Below are 17,069 nucleotides of genomic sequence, written 5' to 3'. Positions count from 1 at the left end.
GCGTTAACGACGAATGAGCTGAATGAAGAAAAGCGGATGAATGATTGAGGAGGAACGAACGTGGCAAATGCATATGCAAAAGCCGGTGTCGATGTCGAAGCCGGTTATGAAGTAGTCGAACGGATCAAAAAGCATGTGAAACGAACAGAGCGTCTAGGCGTGATGGGGGCAATCGGGGGCTTTGGTGGCTGTTTTGATTTATCATCATACCAATTGAAAGAACCAGTACTCGTTTCTGGGACAGATGGTGTAGGAACTAAGCTTTTATTGGCGATCCAGCAAGATCAGCATACAACGATCGGCATTGATTGCGTCGCAATGTGCGTGAATGATATCGTCGCTCAAGGGGCAGAACCTATCTACTTCCTTGACTATGTTGCAGTCGGTAAAAACGATCCTGCAAAGATCGAACAAATCATTGCTGGTGTCGCAGAGGGCTGTGTGCAAGCGGGTGCTGCCCTGATTGGTGGGGAAACCGCTGAAATGCCGGGAATGTACCAACCAGAAGAATATGATCTTGCTGGCTTTGCCGTAGGAATCGTCGAAAAAAGTCGCTTGATCACTGGAGAAACCATCAAAGAAGGCGATGAGCTGATTGGTTTGCCTTCATCAGGCATTCACTCGAATGGGTACTCTTTAGTCAGAAAAGTCTTTTTTGAACAGCATGGCTATACAGGAGCAGAAACATTTGCAGAACTTGACAACCAAACACTTGCAGAAAGTTTATTGACGCCAACGAGAATTTACGTGGATGCATTGAAGCCTTTATTGACAGAAGGATTGCTAGCTGGAATTTCTCATATCACTGGTGGCGGATTTGTTGAAAATATCCCGCGGATGCTGCCTGAAGGTCTGGCGGCAGAAATCTCCTTAGACACTTGGCCGCAGTTGCCGATATTTGATCTGATCGCTGCTCATGGCGCGATTCCTCACCAAGAAATGTTCGAGATTTTCAACATGGGGATCGGTATGGTCTTAGCCGTTGCGCCAGAAAATGTTGCGGCAGTAATGGCGCTTCTATCCGCCAATGAAGAACCAGCGTATCGGATCGGTAAAGTGACGAAACGTGACAACGAAGCTGTCTGCTTTAAAGAGGCAGTCCGATGAGGATCGCCGTCTTTGCTTCTGGAACGGGCAGCAATTTTACAGCGATCGCCGATGCGATCCAGGCTAATGAAATCAAAGGGGCGCAGATCGGATTGGTCTTTTCCGATAAACCTGCAGCGCCAGTGATAGAAAAAGCCCGCGCAAGAGACTATGAAACGCTTGTCTTGGAGCCAGCGGCTTTTGCGTCAAAAGCAGCCTTTGAAAGGAAATTGATCGAAGAATTGCAGGATCATGCCATCGATTTTATTGTTTTAGCTGGGTATATGCGGATCATCGGGAACACCCTATTATCCGCTTATGAAGGCAGAGTCATCAATATCCATCCCTCGTTGTTGCCGAGCTTCCCAGGCAAATCTGGGATTGCCGATGCCTTCGCTTATGGCGTGAAAGTGACGGGGGTTACGGTTCATTATGTCGATGCTGGCATTGATACAGGGCCAATCATTGCCCAAGAAATCGTTCGGATTGACACCGACGATACGTTAACAAGTGTGACAGAGAAAATTCATCAAGTGGAACACCAAATCTATCCAGCTGTTTTAGCTGAAATTGTGGAAAAGGGGCTATCAAATCGTGAATAAACGTGCATTAATCAGTGTGTCTGACAAAGAAGGACTGGTACCATTTGTCCAAGAATTGACCAATTTAGGATTTGAGATCATTTCAACTGGCGGGACCAAAACCGTATTGGAGGAAGCAGGGCTTCAACCGATCGGCATCGAAGCGATCACAGAATTTCCTGAAATGATGGACGGTAGGGTAAAAACGTTACATCCGCGGGTGCATGGTGGTCTGTTAGGGCGACGTGATCTGCCTTCTCATATGGAGGCAATGGCTGAGCACGGTATTTTACCGATCGACCTCGTTGTCGTCAATCTTTATCCATTTAAAGAAACGATCAGCAAGCCTGATGTCACAGAAGCCGACGCAATCGAAAATATCGACATCGGCGGACCAAGCATGCTGCGTTCTGCGGCGAAAAACCATGCCTCAGTAACTGTTGTCGTTGATCCCAAGGATTACGACTGGGTCTTAACTGAGCTGAAGGAAGGCAATACGACGTTGGCATCAAGAAAGAAATTAGCTGCCAAAGTCTTCCGCCATACCGCAGCTTACGATGCCTTGATTGGTGAATACTTGACCAAAGCGGTGGCTGAAACAGAAACGGAGAACTTGACGAAAACCTATGTTTTGAAACAAACATTGCGTTATGGTGAAAATAGTCATCAGAAAGCTTCCTTCTATCAAGACGCATTAGCCGTGCCCTATTCGATTGCCAGCGCAAAACAAATCCACGGCAAAGAATTGTCTTACAACAACATTAAAGATGCTGACGCTGCCTTACGGATCGCAGAAGAATTTACAGAGCCAACTGCGGTAGCCCTAAAGCACATGAATCCATGTGGAATCGGAAGTGGAGAAACGATTGCTGAAGCTTTCCAAGAAGCTTACGAAGCAGACCCAGTGTCGATTTTTGGCGGGATTATCGTCTTAAATCGTCCAGTTGATGTGGCAACTGCGCAGCAGCTGCAGCGGATTTTTCTTGAGATCATTATCGCACCTGCATTTGAAGAAGAAGCACTTGAAATCCTAACGAAGAAAAAAAATCTGCGCTTGCTGGTGGTTGATTTCGAAAAAGCAGCCAAACAGCCAGAAGTTGTCTCTGTCCTTGGGGGCTTATTGGTGCAAGAACCAGACGTTCAAATGGAGTCACCAGCAGATTGGACCGTGGTGACCAAAAGACAGCCGACACCAGAAGAAATCGCAGCCTTGGCATTTGCTTGGAAAGCGGTGAAACACGTGAAGTCCAATGCGATCGTTTTAGCCAATCAACAGCAAACCGTCGGGATCGGTGCTGGTCAGATGAACCGCGTTGGTTCAGTGAAAATCGCTGTGGAACAAGCCCGTGAAAACAATAAATTGGCTGGTTCAGTGCTGGCAAGCGATGCCTTTTTCCCGATGGATGACAGTGTCGAATATGCAGCACAACAAGGAATCAAAGCGATTATTCAACCTGGTGGTAGTATCAAAGATCAAGAATCGATCGACATGGCAGATAAGTACGGTGTGGCGATGGTCTTTACTGGTGTTCGTCATTTTAAACACTAAGAAATAGGAGAAGACGATGAAAATACTTGTTATTGGTAGTGGTGGCAGAGAACATGCCGTCGCAAAAAAGTTTCTGCAAGACCCTCACGTTGAAACAGTCTTTTGTGCAAAGGGCAATCCTGGAATGCGAAAAGACGGGATCGTGACAGTCGCAATTGAAGAGTCCGATCATGAAGGTTTGATTGCTTTTGCTCAAGAGCAGGAGGTTGATTGGACCTTCGTTGGTCCAGAAGTTCCATTACTAAATGGCATCGTAGATGATTTTCAGGCGGCGGGCTTGGAAATTTTTGGTCCCAATCGACAAGCAGCGATGATCGAAGGATCAAAAGAGTTTGCCAAAGAATTGATGCGTGCCAATCACATTCCAACAGCTGACTATCAAAGCTTTACAGATAGTGCGCAAGCAAAAGCATATATCCAACTTAAAGGTGCACCGATCGTTATCAAAGCGGATGGCTTAGCGGCAGGCAAAGGCGTAGTTGTTGCTGAAACCGTTGATGAGGCGAATGCAGCTGTTGAAGCGATGCTGGAGCAAAATGCTTTTGGTGAAAGTGGTGCAAAAGTGGTGATCGAAGAGTTTTTGGCTGGCGAAGAGTTTTCGCTCTTGGCGTTTGTTAAGGACGAAGCCGTCTATCCAATGGTCATTGCCCAAGACCATAAACGTGCGTTTGATGGCGATTTAGGGCCGAATACAGGAGGTATGGGGGCGTACACACCAGTACCGCAGATTCCGCAAGAAATGGTCGATCAAGCGGTCAAAGAAGTTTTACTTCCTGCAGCAAAAGGGATGATTCGTAATAAGACACCATTTACTGGTATTCTTTATGCAGGTCTGATTGCTACTAATGATGGACCGAAAGTCATTGAATTTAATGCTCGTTTTGGTGATCCAGAAACGCAAGTCGTGTTAAGTCGTTTAGATAGTAGCCTGGCACAGATCATTGATGATCTCTTGCAGGATCGAGAGCCCGCGATCCGCTGGAATCAAGCGGCTTCGATCGGTGTCGTGATTGCATCGCAAGGATATCCTGGCAAGTATCAGCAAGGAATGCCTGTTCCATCTCCTCAAGGAGAAGGAACACAATTCTTTTATGCAGGAGTGGAGGAGACTGCTGATCAAGGCGATTTGACGGCAGCTGGTGGTCGTGTTTTTCTTGTGGAAGCTTCAGCTGAGGATTTAGCTACTGCCCAAAAGAACGTCTATGAAGCAATCAATAAATTGCCTTTGTCGGGTTTGTTTTATCGAAATGACATTGGTGACAAAGCCTTACACTATAGCAACTCATCAAAGGCGATGAAGTAAAGAACGTTTCAATGCGTAATGCAAATTGAAAGTAAAGGATGACTGCCAGTAGAACCAATCGGTTGTGCTGGTGGTTTTCATTTTATAGGAGGTTTTTTTGACGTTGGTGTAGCGTTCTCATCTTGTTGTGCTAAAATAAGAATGTAGTTTAAATAAGGAGGAACTTTACGTGAAAAAAATTAAATTCGGTCCCACTGATTTAGAAGTATCTAGCGTGATTTTAGGTTTGATGCGAATCAACAATGCCAAAGACCCAGTGAAAGTATTGACGACAGCGATTGAAAATGACATTACCTTTTTTGACCATGCCGATATCTATGGGCGCGGGGAGTGTGAAACGATTTTTGCGGAAGCGTTAGCAAAAACGGATGCCAAAAGAGAAGAGTTGTTCATTCAATCAAAATGTGGCATCGTTCCAGGTGAAATGTTTGATTTTTCGAAAGAGCATATCATTTCTTCCGTGGAAGGTAGTTTACAGCGTTTGAAAACCGATCATTTGGATGCGCTACTATTGCATCGCCCTGACACTTTGTTTGAACCAGAAGAAGTGGCAGCTGCCTTTGATCAATTAGAAAAAGACGGCAAAGTGAAATACTTCGGTGTCAGCAATCAAAAACCTGGTCAAATCGAATTGTTGAAAAAATATGTTTCCCAACCTTTAGTAGCGAATCAGCTGCAATTCGGGATCATGCATACGGGAATGATCGATCAAGGAATTCATGTCAACATGACGGATGCTGGTAGTGTCGATCATGATGGAGAAATTCTTGAATATTCTCGCTTGCATGAGATGACGATCCAAGCTTGGTCTCCGTATCAATATGGTTTCTTCGAAGGTGTCTTTATCGGTAACGAGAAATTCCCAGAGTTGAACGAAAAATTGACCGAACTAGCGGACAAGTATCAAACGACACCAACAGGTATTGCTTCTGCGTGGATCTTACGTCACCCTGCAAACATGCAAGTGATTGCTGGAACGATGACCCCACATCGGATCGAAGAAATCGCGCAAGCATCTTCGATCGTATTGACCCGCCATGAATGGTATGAGGTGTATAAAGCAGCAGGGAACATCTTGCCGTAATTTATTAGTAAATCCCGTTTTTTTCAGTACTTATAAGGATGAATGTTCGCAAAAGACGAACATTCATCCTTTTTTTTCAAAAAGTATTTCTAAAAAGCTTGTATTTCACTTCTAGGTGGTTTAAATTGTTGTGGGCGTTAAAAATAGGCGGATGCCATTTGATGCTTGCTTCACTCTTAGTAAGATTTGGAGGATATTTTTATGTTTGACATGAAAGTTTTTGATTACGAAGATATACAACTGATTCCTAACAAGTGTATCGTGAACAGCCGTTCAGAATGTGATACCACGGTGACATTAGGCGGACACTCTTTTAAGATGCCTGTCGTTCCTGCAAATATGCAAACGATTATTGATGATTCGATCGCAGAATTTTTAGCTGAAAATGGCTATTTTTATATTATGCACCGCTTTGATGAAGAAGCACGGATTCCATTTATCAAAAAAATGAAGAGCCGTGGCTTGATTGCTTCTATCAGCGTAGGTGTCAAAGAAAATGAATATGCCTTTGTGGAAGAACTAGCTGACAAAGAGCTTGTTCCTGATTTTATTACGATCGATATTGCTCATGGCCACTCAAACGCCGTGATCAATATGATCCAACATATCAAGAAGCATTTGCCAGCAACGTTTGTGATCGCTGGAAATGTTGGAACGCCAGAAGCAGTTCGTGAATTGGAAAACGCTGGTGCAGATGCAACGAAAGTCGGCATTGGACCTGGGAAAGTGTGTATCACAAAAATCAAAACTGGTTTCGGGACTGGCGGCTGGCAGTTAGCAGCACTACGCTGGTGTGCCAAAGCTGCTCGCAAACCAATCATTGCAGATGGCGGCATTCGGACACACGGCGATATCGCTAAATCTGTCCGTTTCGGTGCAACAATGGTCATGATCGGTTCATTGTTTGCAGGTCATGAAGAATCACCTGGTGAAACGAAAGTAGAAAACGGCGTTGTGATGAAAGAATACTTTGGTTCTGCATCAGAATTTCAAAAAGGTGAAAAGAAAAACGTGGAAGGAAAGAAAATTTGGATTCAATACAAAGGTTCTTTGAAAGACACGTTAGTTGAAATGCAGCAAGACTTGCAGTCATCGATCTCTTATGCAGGTGGAAAAGATTTAGAATCGATTCGTAAAGTGGATTACGTAATCGTGAAAAATTCGATTTTTAATGGAGATACGATCTAAACAGGATACTAAAGAAGCGACCTTTTATTGGTCGTTTCTTTTTTTGTAAGAAGAACCATTTTGTTTTTCTGTTTTCTTCGTTATAATAGAAGCAACGAAGAGTAGAGGAGCGGGTGACCAAATGACAATCAAAGTGATGTCAGTGTTCGGTACCAGACCGGAAGCCATCAAAATGGCGCCACTAGTAAAGGAATTGGAAAACGACCCGCGTTTTGAATCGATCGTTGTGGTGACGGCGCAGCATCGAGAAATGTTGGATCAAGTATTAACGGTTTTTGAGATCACACCAGACTATGATCTGGATATTATGACTTTAGGGCAAACCTTGACAGGGATCACCACCAAAGTTTTACTGGATCTAGAACCGATCCTGCAAAAAGAAACTCCTGATATCGTGCTGGTTCATGGGGATACGACCACCGCTTATGCAGCCGCGACGGCCGCCTTTTATCAGCAAATTCCTGTGGGTCATGTGGAAGCCGGTTTGCGCACATGGAACAAAAAATCTCCTTATCCAGAGGAAGCCAATCGTCAGTTGATCGATGTCTTAGCTGATTTTTACTTTGCGCCAACTTCCCAAAGCAAAAAAAATCTGCTGGCTGAAAACCGCAATGAGGCTGCGATTTATGTAACAGGTAATACCGCCATTGATGCGATGCGTTATACGATCTCGGAGGAATACCAGCATCCAGAACTTTCCGCAGCAGATCAAACCATGATCCTACTAACAATGCATCGTCGAGAAAACTTAGGTGCTCCGATGCAGCAGGTCTTTCGTGCTTTAGCACAGATCGCAAAGGAGAAGCCAACGATCAAAGTGGTTTTCCCTATGCACAAGAATCCCCAAGTCCGAGGGATTGCTCAGGAGATTCTTGGGGAACTAGCAAATGTTACGTTGATTGAGCCTTTAGATGTCATTGATTTTCATAACGTTGCGAATCAAAGTACCTTGATTTTGACGGATTCCGGTGGTGTCCAAGAAGAAGCGCCGTCATTAGGCGTTCCTGTTTTGGTCTTGCGAGATACAACAGAGCGTCCAGAAGGCATTGCTGCAGGTACGTTAAAACTGATCGGTACGTCTGAAGCTGCGGTTTATCAAGAAACAAAGCGACTGCTAGAAGATCCAGAAGCTTACAATGCCATGGCACATGCAGAAAATCCATACGGCGATGGGAAAGCAAGCCAGCGAATCCTGCAAATTTTAGCCGATCATTTTTCGTGAGAGCTAGAGTGAATAATAATTCTCCCAGTATAGGGGAACATAGAGAAAGAGGCAGCTGTTTGTTACATGGCTGTCTTTTTATATACATGAAACCTGCGGGAACGCCGTTTCCATTTTTTCGTTGATTGTGACAAACGAAGAAGCTTGATTAAGTGTGAGTTTCGCTTTGAAAGGATTTCTGTTCATCTGCTCGTATATAAAGGTTTATCAAGTATAAAATCACATCGGTTCTTTAATGTTGTTATTTTATTTTAAGACCTTTCATTTGAAAACCTATGGAAAACTTTGAAAAAAGGGTACTTTTTTCCTTAGATGCTGTTGACATTGGTTAGGATAGCAGTTATTATGTGGGTAGTTGGAAGAAAGACTTCCGACGAACTGACATTTTATACAAATAATTGTTAGGTGAGGCTCCTATATGGACACAAGCTGCTGCCGCAAAAGCATCGAGAGATGCTTAGTTGGTAGGACAGGTCTAATCGTGAAGGTTAAACCCAAAGCAGCTGATAGCAAATTTGCTATCTACGCCCTATAGTGCTAAAGCTCTACAATGATCATGAGTTTTTTACGCATGCTTATTGGGAGCGTGCGTTTTTTTGTGTCTTTTGCGCGCGTTCCACAGTGACTTACCTAATAAAAAGAAAGGAAGATTCACATGGAATACCCCAGTCCCCAGATGAAACAGCGGAGTAGTTATCGAATCGCTAGGGGTGGCGTAAGCAACTCCTAAGTGCTAGGAGGAAAAAAAGATGTTAAAAAAACTATCGAAAGATCAAGAACTAAAATTACTTGCAAAATTGACCGAAAGAGAATTATTGATGGAGATGCGGACCTCCTTCCAAGGGTTATCGGAAGAAGATGCTGCAGAACGTTTAGCAGAGTATGGTCCAAACAAAGTCGACGCACAAAAACCAACACCCGCTTGGTTGATGATCTTAGGCGCTTTTAAAGATCCCTTTGTGTTAGTTTTAGCCCTATTAATGATTATTTCTTTTGTAACAGGCGATATTGAAGCTGTGATCGTGATGGGAATCATGATTTTAGCCAGTGTTATGATTACTTTCGTCCAAGAATACCGTTCCCAAAAAGCAAGCTTAGCGTTAAAAGAACTTATTGAAAATACTTGTTCCGTAACCAGAGATGGAATCACGAGAGAAATTCCAATGGATGAAGTCGTTCCTGGAGACATCGTCACCTTAGCAACTGGCGACATGATCCCTGCGGATGCGATCTTGATTTGGACCAAAGATTTATTTATCAATCAATCTTCATTAACAGGCGAATCAATGCCCGTTGAAAAATTTGTCGATGCTGGGATCAAAGAAAGCGATGAACAAATTTCTGCACTAGATATGCAAGATCTTGTTTTCATGGGTACCGATGTCTTAAGTGGTCAAGGAAAAGCCATTATTTTGAAAACCGGTCAAAGTACATTCTTTGGCGATATTGCTAAAAATGCGACCACGAAACGCGGCAAAACAACCTTTGAAGATGGCTTAACGAAAGTCAGCAAACTATTGTTGCGAATGGTCATGGTTCTTTTCCCAATCGTTTTACTGATCAATGGATTAACCAAGGGTGATTGGGGCGAAGCGTTGTTCTTCGCGATTGCAGTAGCAGTTGGTTTGACGCCAGAAATGCTACCAATGATCGTTACCAGTAACTTAGCCAAAGGGGCGATCTCTTTGTCAAAAGAAAAAGTGATCGTCAAAGAATTGCCTTCGATTCAAAACTTAGGTGCAATGGATGTCCTATGTACCGATAAAACGGGTACGATCACCGAAGATCGTGTCGTGCTGGTACAACATTTAAACCCGTTTGGCGTAGAAGATAAACAGGTTCTTGATATGACCTATTTAAATTCTTACTATCAAACAGGATGGAAAAACCTGATGGATATCGCAGTGCTAAACTACTATGAAGAAGAAGGTTTGGCAGCGCCATTTAACGATGTGACAAAAATCGATGAGATTCCTTTTGACTTTTCACGTCGTCGCTTGACGGTTGTTGTCAATGCGGATGGTCATCAACTGATGGTCACAAAAGGTGCAGCTGAAGAAATGGAACAAGTCTGCAAATACGTAGAAGTTGATGGCAAAGTGATGGAATTGACTCCTCAATTGAGAGAGCAATTACGTCAAGTGAACCTGCGCTTGAATAAACAAGGAATGCGCGTGTTGACAGTTGCCGTAAAACGCGATGCTCACGCAGATGCCGTTTATTCTGTAGCAGACGAACAAGACATGATCATGATTGGCTTTATGGGCTTCTTAGATCCAGCAAAAGAAACAGCCAAAACAGCGATTGCTTCTTTACACGGTCATGGCATCAATGTCAAAGTGTTGACTGGAGATAATGCGATCGTTGCGCAAAAAGTTTGCCGAGATGTTGGTATCGATGCAGATGAATACTTATTGGGAACCGATATTGATCATCTATCAGATGAAGAGTTAGCAGCGAAAGCTGCAAAAACCAATCTGTTTGCAAAATTAAACCCAATGCAAAAATCACGAATCATTGAAACCATTCAAGCAGCAGGCCATACAGTCGGCTTTATGGGAGATGGCATCAACGATGCGCCTGCTTTACGCACGGCAGATGTTGGCATCTCAGTTGATACAGCAGCGGATATCACCAAAGATGCCAGCTCGATCATTTTATTAGAAAAAAGTTTGAATGTCCTTGATAAAGGGGTCATCGAAGGGCGCAAAGTATTTACCAATATGATGAAGTACATCAAAATGACGTTGAGTTCGAACTTCGGGAATGTCTTCTCGATCTTAGTTGCTAGTGCCTTTTTACCTTTCTTACCAATGTTGTCCATTCAATTGTTGGTTCAAAACTTGGTGTACGATATGGCACAATTGACGATTCCATGGGACAACGTAGACAAAGCAGAGTTAGAAAAACCAGTCAAATGGCAAGTGGGCGGACTATTGAAGTTTACGGTCGGCATTGGACCGGTCAGCAGCATCTTTGATATTTTGACCTTCTTTGTGATGTGGCATGTCTTCAGTGCAAATACGATCCAAGAGCAAGCCTTGTTCCAAGCAGGATGGTTTATGATCGGCTTAACGACACAAACCTTAGTTGTTCACATGATCCGAACAAGAAAATTACCATTTATCAATAGTATTGCTTCACCGGCAGTCCTGATCTCCAGCGTCCTAGCAATTGCAGTTGGCTTCTTAGTTATCTTGACGCCATTGCACACAGTCTTCGATTTTGCGGCGCTGCCATCAAGCTACTGGCCATGGTTTATTGGTATCAATTTCGCTTATTTAGTAACAGTTGAATTTGCCAAACGCATTTACATTCATGTAACGAAAGAATGGATTTAAAAAAACAGGTCGGCGTTCTTCCTATGGAGGGGAGAATTGCCGATCTGTTTCTTTTTATCCGATCTCTGTATTATTTTTTTCTCATCTTAAGAAAATTCTTTTTGATTCAAGTCGAATCCTTCACAAGTAATAAAAGGAGGTTAATGGTAAATCTGTTTAGTCAAATGATTATTGCTGTACTATTCTTAAATAAAAAAAAGAATCTGAAAAGAAAAAATTGAAGAAAGCGATTGCTTTAATGTGATTAATTTCACTAATGTTTTCTTTAGAGTTGCTACAGTGGGAATTGTTTTATTAAAAAAAATACCCTTTTCACTTGTCATTTTCGAAGTTAAATGATAATTTATAAGAGTAAATGAAATTTCGATAGTACAGATTTAAACCCTGTTACATACGAAAGTGAATTTTTATATCAGAGAGGAAAGTGTGTCAAGATGGCAAAAAAACAAAAAGCACTTGATTTCCAAGCGATTTTGGAGCAAGTCAATGCGGATTTTCCAACTTACCAAGCTTTGGACAAAGACGGGAAAATTGTAAATCAAGAGTTAGTACCAGATTTAAGTGACGACGAATTAGTTGAATTGATGACTCGTATGGTATGGTCTCGTGTATTAGACCAACGCTCAACTGCGTTAAACCGTCAAGGTCGTCTAGGTTTCTTCGCGCCAACTGCTGGACAAGAAGCAAGCCAATTAGCAAGTCAATTTGCTTTTGAAAAAGAAGACGTTCTATTACCAGGTTACCGTGATGTACCACAATTGATCCAACACGGTCTGCCATTGAAAGAAGCGTTCTTATGGTCACGTGGTCACGTTGCTGGGAACCTTTACCCAGAAGATTTAAAAGCATTGCCACCACAAATCATCATCGGTGCACAATACGTCCAAGCAGCCGGCGTTGCTTTAGGATTGAAAAAACGCAATAAGAAAAATGTTGTATTCACTTATACAGGTGATGGCGGTTCTTCACAAGGGGACTTCTATGAAGCAATCAACTTTGCAGGGGCATACCATGCAAACGCTGTATTCTACATCCAAAACAATGGTTTTGCGATCTCTACACCTCGTGAAGTACAAAGTGCGGCACCAACATTGGCACAAAAAGCAGCAGCAGCTGGGATCCCTGGTATCCAAGTTGACGGTATGGATCCATTGGCAGTGTACTATGTTTCTAAAGCAGCTCGTGAATGGGCAGCAAACGGCAACGGTCCTGTATTGATCGAAACCTTGACTTACCGTTACGGTCCACATACATTGTCTGGTGATGATCCAACCCGTTACCGTTCAAAAGACATGGACAGCGAATGGCAACAAAAAGATCCATTGGTACGTTTCCGTACTTACCTAACTGAAAAAGGACTTTGGTCTGAAGAAAAAGAAGAACAAGTCATTGAACAAACAAAAGAAGAAATCAAAGCAGCGATCGCTGAAGCTGACCGCGTGCCAAAACAAAAAGTTTCAGATTTCTTGAAAAACATGTTTGAAGTTCAACCACAAAACATTAAAGAACAAATTGCAACTTACGAAGCGAAGGAGTCGAAATAGTCATGGCACAAAAAACAATGATTCAAGCAATTACAGATGCCTTAGCTGTTGAAATGGAAAATGACAAAGAGATTTTAGTCTTTGGTGAAGATGTCGGTAAAAACGGCGGGGTTTTCCGTGCAACAGAAGGTTTACAAGAAAAATTCGGCGAAGATCGTGTCTTCGATACCCCTCTTGCTGAATCTGGTATCGGCGGCTTGGCTTTCGGTTTAGCATTAGAAGGTTTCCGTCCAGTTCCAGAAATCCAATTCTTTGGTTTCGTATTTGAAACCTTTGACGAAATCGTTGGTCAAATGGCGCGTACTCGTTACCGTATGGGTGGTACACGTAATTTACCAATCACTATTCGTTCACCATTTGGTGGCGGTGTGCACACACCAGAATTGCACTCAGATAACTTGGAAGGATTGATCGCTCAATCACCTGGTATCCGTGTCGTTATTCCATCAAACCCATATGATGCAAAAGGATTATTGATTGCTTCTATCCGCAGCAATGACCCAGTTGTTTTCTTAGAGCACATGAAACTTTACCGTTCATTCCGTGAAGAAGTGCCAGAAGAAGCATACGAAGTTCCTTTAGACAAAGCAGCAGTAACTCGTGAAGGTTCTGATGTTTCCATCATCACTTATGGTGCGATGGTTCGTGAAGCAATCAAAGCTGCTGACAACTTAGCGAAAGAAAACATCAACGCTGAAATCATCGACTTGCGTACAGTTGCTCCTCTTGATGTTGAAACGATCATCAAATCAGTTGAAAAAACTGGTCGTGTGGTTGTCGTTCAAGAAGCACAAAAACAAGCAGGTGTTGGCGCTCAAGTCGTTTCTGAAATTTCTGAACGTGCGGTTCTATCACTAGAAGCTCCAATCGGACGCGTGTCTGCACCAGATACGATCTTCCCATTCGGTCAAGCTGAAAACATTTGGTTGCCAAATGCAAAAGACATCGAAGACAAAGTGAAAGAAATCGTGAACTTTTAATAGTTGAAGAAGGGAAGAATAGAAAATGGCATTTCAATTTAAATTACCGGATATCGGTGAAGGAATTGCAGAAGGCGAAATCGTAAAATGGTTCGTCAAAGCAGGGGATACCATCAATGAAGATGATACCTTACTAGAAGTTCAAAATGATAAATCAGTGGAAGAAATTCCATCTCCAGTAACAGGAACAGTGAAAAACATCGTTGTCCCTGAAGGTACAGTCGCAAACGTTGGGGATGTCCTTGTTGAGATCGATGCACCAGGACATGAAGACAACGAAGGCGATGAAGGTGTAGCAGCAGAGTCTCAAACACCAGCAAAACCAGCGGCAGAACCTACAACGGAAACGGCTGAAGCATCAGCTGGTTCTTCTGAAGGTTCAGGCGTTTTCCAATTCAAATTACCAGACATCGGTGAAGGAATTGCAGAAGGCGAAATCGTAAAATGGTTCGTTAAAGCAGGAGATACCATCAATGAAGATGATACGTTGCTTGAAGTTCAAAACGACAAATCAGTGGAAGAAATTCCATCTCCAGTAACAGGAACAGTGAAAAACATCGTTGTTGCTGAAGGAACAGTCGCAAATGTTGGGGATGTTTTAGTTGAAATCGACGCACCTGGTCACAACAGTGCGCCTGCTTCATCAAGCACATCTGCAGAAGAACCAAAAGAAAAAGTGGAAACTTCTGGTTCAGCAAGTGTTGTTGAAGCAGCAGATCCTAACAAACGCGTCTTGGCTATGCCTTCTGTACGTCAATTTGCTCGTGAAAAAGATGTTGATATTTCTCAAGTATCAGCAACAGGTAAAGGCGGCCGTGTAACAAAAGAAGACATCGAAAACTTCCTATCAGGTGGCGGACAAGCTGCAAAAGCTGAAACTCAAGCTCCTGCGAAAGAAGAAACAAAAGCTGCAGCAACTGAAAGCAAACCAGCAGCTCCAGCAAAAGCCTTCAAATCAAACTTAGGTGATTTAGAAGAACGTGTTGCCTTAACACCTACACGTAAGGCAATCGCTAAAGCGATGGTAAACAGCAAACAAACAGCACCTCATGTAACCTTGCATGATGAAGTTGAAGTAACAAACCTATGGGATAACCGTAAGAAATTTAAAGAAGTTGCTGCTGCAAACGGCACAAAACTTACTTTCTTACCATATGTTGTGAAAGCATTGACTGCAACAGTGAAAAAATTCCCTATCTTGAATGCGTCGATCGATGATGCAAAACAAGAGATCGTATACAAAAACTATTACAACATCGGTATCGCAACAGATACTGACCATGGTTTGTATGTACCAAACGTAAAAGATGCAGATCGTAAAGGCATGTTTGCTATCGCTGATGAAATCAACGAAAAAGCAAAACTTGCTCATGACGGCAAATTAGCTGCAGATGATATGCGTAATGGTACCATCACGATCAGTAACATCGGTTCAGTTGGTGGCGGCTGGTTCACACCAGTAATCAACTACCCTGAAGTAGCTATTTTGGGTGTAGGTACGATCGCGCAACAACCAATCGTAAACGCTGAAGGCGAAATCGTTGTCGGACGTGTGATGAAACTTTCATTAAGCTTCGACCACCGTATCGTTGATGGCGCAACAGCGCAACAAGCAATGAATAATATCAAACGTCTATTAGCTGATCCAGAGCTATTAATGATGGAAGGATGATTAACAAATGGTAGTTGGAGATTTTGCTGTTGAATTAGATACAGTTGTAATCGGTGCGGGACCTGGCGGCTATGTAGCTGCCATCCGCGCTGCTGAAATGGGACAAAAAGTAGCAATCATTGAAAGAGAATACATCGGCGGCGTTTGTTTAAACGTTGGTTGTATCCCTTCAAAAGCCTTGATCGCTGCAGGTCATCATTACCAAGAATCTTTGGATTCAACAATGTTTGGTGTAACAAGTGAAAATGTTTCCCTTGATTTTACCAAAACACAAGAATGGAAAGACAACAAAGTCGTTAAAACGTTAACTTCTGGTGTTGGTTTCCTATTGAAAAAACATAAAGTTGAAACAATTGAAGGAGAAGCTTTCTTCGTTGATGATCACACATTGCGTGTCATCCACCCAGATTCAGCACAAACTTACTCTTTCAACAATGCAATCATCGCAACAGGTTCTCGTCCAATTGAAATCCCTGGTTTCAAATTCGGCGGACGTGTCCTTGATTCAACTGGTGGATTGGCATTAAAAGAAGTTCCTAAAAAATTCGTTGTTATCGGTGGCGGTGTCATCGGTTCTGAACTAGGTGCAGCGTATGCAAACCTAGGTGCAGAAGTAACGATCCTTGAAGGTTCTCCTCAAATCTTGCCAACCTATGAAAAAGACATGGTCAAATTGGTTGAAGAAGACTTTGCGAAAAAAGGTGTAACAGTCGTTACCAACGCAATGGCGAAAGAAGCAATTGACAATGGCGACAGCGTAACTGTGAAATATGCCGTAGATGGTAAAGAAGAATCAGTTACTGCTGATTACGTGATGGTTACTGTTGGCCGTCGTCCAAATACTGATGACATGGGCTTGGAACAAGCAGGTGTTGAAGTAGGCGAACGCGGATTGATCACGGTTGACAAACAAGGCCGTACCAACGTATCAAACATCTACGCAATTGGTGATATCGTTCCTGGTGCTGCATTAGCACATAAAGCCAGCTACGAAGCAAAAATCGCTGCTGAAGCAATCTCTGGCAAAAAAGTTGCCGTTGATTACAAAGCGATGCCTGCAGTTGCCTTTACTGACCCAGAATTGGCTTCTGTCGGTATGACGATCAAAGATGCCAAGGATGCTGGAATTGAAGCAAAAGCATTCAAATTCCCATTCTCAGGTAACGGTCGTGCGTTATCTCTAGGAAAAACCGAAGGATTCATTCGCTTAGTAACAACGGTTGAAGACAATGTGATCATCGGTGCGCAAATTGCTGGTTTAGGAGCAAGCGATATGGTTTCAGAACTTGCTCTTGCTATTGAATCTGGCATGAACGCAGAAGATATCGCGTTAACCATCCATCCACATCCATCTCTAGGTGAGATCACAATGGATGCTGCTGAGTTAGCTCTAGGTTTACCAATCCACATTTAAGCTTTTTGAAACTCGTTCATTATTTGGTGAACGAGTTTTTTTATCACCAAAAATAAAGCGATCCTAAGCTATTGACAGAATCTTCTGTAAATGATACGATGCTCT

General features: G+C 42.9%; 12 protein-coding genes and 1 riboswitch. All 12 genes read left to right on the top strand.

Features of this window, described 5'->3' with window-relative positions; genetic code table 11:
• Positions 1-60 precede the first annotated feature (60 nt).
• The 12 genes from purM (at position 61) to lpdA (ending at position 16,964) form a co-directional block, all read left to right on the top strand.
• Positions 61-1,107 (top strand): phosphoribosylformylglycinamidine cyclo-ligase, encoded by a 1,047-nt coding sequence (gene purM, locus IGI71_RS09810; RefSeq protein ID WP_074932664.1) that lies wholly within the window; start codon positions 61-63, stop codon positions 1,105-1,107.
• Entirely contained in the window at positions 1,104-1,688 is a 585-nt protein-coding gene (gene purN / locus IGI71_RS09805) for a phosphoribosylglycinamide formyltransferase (RefSeq protein ID WP_016611029.1), read from the top strand. The genes purM and purN overlap by 4 nt, the downstream gene beginning before the upstream one ends.
• Complete coding sequence (gene purH, locus IGI71_RS09800; RefSeq protein WP_430615582.1) at positions 1,681-3,216, top strand: bifunctional phosphoribosylaminoimidazolecarboxamide formyltransferase/IMP cyclohydrolase; 1,536 nt, start codon at positions 1,681-1,683, stop codon at positions 3,214-3,216. Before purN ends, purH begins: the two co-directional genes overlap by 8 nt.
• Before the next feature lie 16 nt (positions 3,217-3,232).
• On the top strand, positions 3,233-4,519 hold the full coding sequence (gene purD / locus IGI71_RS09795) for a phosphoribosylamine--glycine ligase (protein WP_128488416.1): 1,287 nt from the start codon (positions 3,233-3,235) through the stop codon (positions 4,517-4,519).
• A gap of 169 nt (positions 4,520-4,688) precedes the next feature.
• On the top strand, positions 4,689-5,603 hold the full coding sequence (locus IGI71_RS09790; protein ID WP_016611032.1) for an aldo/keto reductase: 915 nt from the start codon (positions 4,689-4,691) through the stop codon (positions 5,601-5,603).
• A gap of 210 nt (positions 5,604-5,813) precedes the next feature.
• Positions 5,814-6,791 (top strand): GMP reductase, encoded by a 978-nt coding sequence (gene guaC, locus IGI71_RS09785; RefSeq protein ID WP_005230038.1) that lies wholly within the window; start codon positions 5,814-5,816, stop codon positions 6,789-6,791.
• A 121-nt stretch (positions 6,792-6,912) separates the two neighbouring features.
• The gene (gene wecB / locus IGI71_RS09780; protein WP_010749597.1) at positions 6,913-8,013 is read left to right on the top strand and encodes a non-hydrolyzing UDP-N-acetylglucosamine 2-epimerase; all 1,101 of its coding nucleotides are present in this window, start codon (positions 6,913-6,915) and stop codon (positions 8,011-8,013) included.
• 390 nt (positions 8,014-8,403) lie between these two features.
• A riboswitch (M-box (ykoK) riboswitch) is annotated at positions 8,404-8,575 on the top strand.
• A gap of 187 nt (positions 8,576-8,762) precedes the next feature.
• Positions 8,763-11,354: a magnesium-translocating P-type ATPase gene (mgtA, locus tag IGI71_RS09775; protein ID WP_010749598.1), complete on the top strand. Its 2,592-nt coding sequence runs from the start codon at positions 8,763-8,765 to the stop codon at positions 11,352-11,354.
• A gap of 434 nt (positions 11,355-11,788) precedes the next feature.
• Entirely contained in the window at positions 11,789-12,898 is a 1,110-nt protein-coding gene (gene pdhA / locus IGI71_RS09770) for a pyruvate dehydrogenase (acetyl-transferring) E1 component subunit alpha (RefSeq protein ID WP_005231936.1), read from the top strand.
• A 2-nt stretch (positions 12,899-12,900) separates the two neighbouring features.
• Positions 12,901-13,878 carry an alpha-ketoacid dehydrogenase subunit beta gene (locus tag IGI71_RS09765; protein ID WP_005230047.1) on the top strand — a complete coding sequence of 326 codons (978 nt, stop codon included), beginning with the start codon at positions 12,901-12,903 and terminating at the stop codon, positions 13,876-13,878.
• A gap of 25 nt (positions 13,879-13,903) precedes the next feature.
• A complete protein-coding gene (locus IGI71_RS09760; protein ID WP_074932650.1) occupies positions 13,904-15,550 on the top strand; it encodes a dihydrolipoyllysine-residue acetyltransferase in 1,647 nt (548 codons plus the stop codon).
• A 7-nt stretch (positions 15,551-15,557) separates the two neighbouring features.
• Positions 15,558-16,964: a dihydrolipoyl dehydrogenase gene (lpdA, locus tag IGI71_RS09755; RefSeq protein WP_005230052.1), complete on the top strand. Its 1,407-nt coding sequence runs from the start codon at positions 15,558-15,560 to the stop codon at positions 16,962-16,964.
• The last annotated feature ends 105 nt before the right edge of the window (positions 16,965-17,069 follow it).

It is taken from the genome of Enterococcus sp. DIV1279b, assembly GCF_050531515.1.
Taxonomy (GTDB): domain Bacteria; phylum Bacillota; class Bacilli; order Lactobacillales; family Enterococcaceae; genus Enterococcus_D; species Enterococcus_D casseliflavus.
Note: the sequence above shows the minus strand (reverse complement) of the source record. Positions and strands in the feature narration are given on the sequence as shown.